Source organism: Bacillus sp. FJAT-27251, assembly GCF_001273925.1.
Taxonomy (GTDB): domain Bacteria; phylum Bacillota; class Bacilli; order Bacillales; family Cytobacillaceae; genus Mesobacillus_B.
In genome coordinates this window covers 2,538,597-2,541,934 of record NZ_LIGG01000001.1, presented here as the reverse complement: position 1 = coordinate 2,541,934, position 3,338 = coordinate 2,538,597, and the positions used below count along the sequence as shown (strand labels likewise).

Sequence of the window (3,338 nt, the reverse complement as noted above, 5' to 3'; positions counted from 1 at the left end):
CGTGAAAGCCACCCATTTTGTTGTAAGTACACCACATTTTGGCGTGAGCGGTGGCCCCCCCCCTGCGTCACATCAGGAATGGGGCGATGATGGAGAGGATGACCAGCATGATAGCGCCGCCGATTCGGGACGAGATTTGCAGGAATGGCATCAGGTTCATTCTGTCGGCTGCGCTCAGAACGGCGACATCACCGGAACCGCCCATGTCGGCCATGCCGATTCCAGCGGAGATTGCCGATTCTACAAAGTAGAAACCAACAAGCAAACCGAAGAATCCGGCCGATAAGGTTGCAATGACGACAGTAAGAACGGTCAAACTAATGTAGCTTGGATTAGTGACAATATCAATGACACTAGAGAAATCAATCATTCCGGCACTAATGGACACCAAGATGACGGGTACCCATGCTTTAGTGATCAGTTCATACCAATCCTCTGCGCCCTTTTCGATATGGGCAGGCAGGACATTGAAGATTTTCAGCGCTGCCGCACAAAGGATAATCCAAACATAAGAATGGAAGGTTGGAATCAGTTCGGCGACAATTTTCCCAAAAACAAAGATGGTTGTAGCAATAATCATGCCAATGATCAAGCTGTTAATTGAAAACGGAAACATCGAGAAGTCCTGGCCTTTTAAATCGACCGTTTTCCCGCCATTTTCAAGGCGCAGAAGGTCGCCGTTTCCAGAGAAGTTCTTTTTCTTGCTGCGTTTTCCCAAGCCATTAAGTCCGCCCGCCGCAAAAATACAAATCATGTTGCCCACCATAACAGCCGGGGCGATTTTTGCCAGTACATCTCCTGCACTTTCCCCGCTGCTGGCGGCAAAGATTTCCGACATTGGAACGGCACCAGCGGCCATCCCGCCACCCATGATTGGACCAACCACATAAAAGATTGTTTCGCCAAAACCGAATCCGATTAAATGGCCAACAAGTCCGCCGATCAGCATTGCGGATACAACAGCACCTAAAAGCGGAATGAAAAAGCGCAGCCCAATCTTCATGAGCATTTTGCGGTCCATGCTTAAAATACTGCCAACGATAATCCCGGTAACGGCAAAATCGGAAAAGCCCAGTTCATTATAAAAACCGTCCGTTAGAGTCCCAACGCTTTCAGGCAGGATTCCAAGGTAAATGAAGAGCGCCGGGATGAGGATACAGAGGATTGGCCCTCCGCCAAAGGTATTGAAAACCGGAATCTGATCGCCAATCCACATCAACAGCATCCCAATAACCATTGCCACAATCAGGCCACTGGCCATATTGTGCGGAAGGATCTCCATGTAAATCCCAACAAGGAGGACAACCACAATCGCCAAAAAGATTGGAGCGTTTATTCCGGCAATCTTCACTTTCGGTTTTGGATTCAATCCCACTGTTTCTACTGCTGGCTGCTTTGTTAAGCCACCCATATTTTTCACTCCTTTTATATTAGAAATAAACTAGTAAGCGCTTTCATTATTGTGTTATTGGGGGAGCCTATCCACTGCGAACAGGCTCCGGTCTCTTTGGTTATCCTCTTGCTTTTAAACGGCTAATAATCTCGTTCGTCACTTCCGTTGTGCTGTGTTTGCCTCCAATGTCCGGAGTCAGGATCCCATCACGTGTCACACTTTCAACCACTTCCAGAAGGACGGAACCGATTTCCTCTTCTCCAAAATGGTCGAGCATCATTTTCGCTGTCCAAATCTGGCCGATCGGGTTGGCGATTCCCTTGCCGATAATATCAGGAGCAGAGCCGTGCACCGGCTCAAACATCGATGGGTATTTGCCATTCACGTTGATATTGGCAGCTGGCGCAATCCCGATGCTTCCCATCACTGCTGCTCCAATGTCAGTCAGTACATCGCCAAACAGGTTGCTGGCAACAATTACATCAAAGCGGGAAGGGTTGGTCACGAAGAAAGCGGCGAGAGCATCAATATGCTGGGAATCGGTTTGAATTTCCGGATAATCCTTGGAAACATCCTTGAACACTTCATCCCAAAATGGCATAGAGTGGACGATTCCGTTCGACTTGGTGGCACTTGTAACATGCCTGTTCCGTTTGGAGGCGAGTTCAAACGCATACCTCATCACCCGCTCGGTTCCCCGTCTCGAGAAAATCGCGTTCTGGATGGCAATCTCCTCTTCTCCCTGATAAATGCGGCCGCCAACGGAGCTGTACTCTCCTTCGCTGTTTTCACGGACAACGATCAGATCAAAATCCTTTGGGTTGGCCAGCGGGGAGCGCACTCCGCTGAAGATTTTTGCCGGCCTGACATTGATGACCTGCTCAAATTCACGGCGCAGCTTGATCAACAATCCCCATAATGATACGTGGTCGGGCACCAGTTGCGCATTTCCAACGGCACCTAAAAAGATGGCATCAAAATCTTTCAGTCTCTCAAGTCCGTCCTCCGGCATCATGGTGCCATGCTCCAAGTAATATTCACAGCTGTAAGGAAACTCTGTGAACTCAAAAGAAAGTCCCCCGTGGATGTCTGATACCGTTTTCAAAACATCAATCGCTGCTGGCACCACTTCTGTTCCAATTCCATCTCCAGGAATGGATGCAATTTTTAATTTAGTCAAAGTTGTTTGCCTCCTTAGACGGTCGTCGGTCGACCGTCTCTGTTTTGTACTCCTACTATATAATAGATTTTCCAGACCGGCAAGGTATTTTTTGATTTTTTTTACAATTTAAATAACAAGCACGCTAATATTGTGCGGCCTAGAAGTACTGCAATTAAAAAGTCGGATGCAGTGTCAGTTCGTTTTTATGCTAGTACTGAGTTAAAACGTCAAGTCCTCGTCAATTTAATGCTAGTACTCGCATTAAATTCGCTGCTATAAACTAGTACTCGCATTATCAATAGTTTTACCAGCATTAAATCGCGTCTAACCAGCATTATATTTCCCCTTACCAGCATTAAATTGTGTTATATTACCTCTACTAGTTTTAAATGTATTTTTTAATACCAGTACTCGTATTATTTAATGCCCCTTTTGCCGATATATAATAAAAAAAGCCGCAAACCACCCTTTCAATCCACCTTCGCGAGCACAGAAGCACAAAACTGGCTTAAAAACCTCGGCCATACAAATAAAATCGAGTAGGAGGGGGTGATTAACCCCCGTCCTCTCACACCACCGTACGTACCGTCCGGTATACGGCGGTTCGAAAGTTTATGAAACAATGTTTGATAATTGCTTTAATCCAGCTTTAAACCAGTATTCATTATTTAAGGCTTGGTMTAAGGCAGGGCTTTTGGAGTTTCTCCAGTATCCCTTTCGGGAGTTCGCATATTGCCATGCTTTGTATTTCTTAATTCCTAACCTTATCAAGTTTCGATATTT

2 protein-coding genes are annotated in these 3,338 nt (G+C 46.2%); both read right to left on the bottom strand.

Annotated features, from left to right (window positions below):
• Positions 1 to 67: 67 nt before the first annotated feature.
• On the bottom strand, positions 68 to 1,411 hold the full coding sequence (locus tag ADU22_RS11950) for a 2-hydroxycarboxylate transporter family protein (RefSeq protein ID WP_053362351.1): 1,344 nt from the start codon (positions 1,409 to 1,411) through the stop codon (positions 68 to 70).
• Between the two features lie 100 nt (positions 1,412 to 1,511).
• Entirely contained in the window at positions 1,512 to 2,573 is a 1,062-nt protein-coding gene (locus tag ADU22_RS11945; protein ID WP_053362350.1) for a tartrate dehydrogenase, read from the bottom strand.
• Positions 2,574 to 3,338 lie beyond the last annotated feature (765 nt).

Excerpts from the sequence above, each read along its gene's own strand:
- ADU22_RS11950 (WP_053362351.1), bottom strand. The coding sequence starts at position 1,411 with ATGGGTGGCTTAACAAAGCAGCCAGCAGTAGAAACAGTGGGATTGAAT.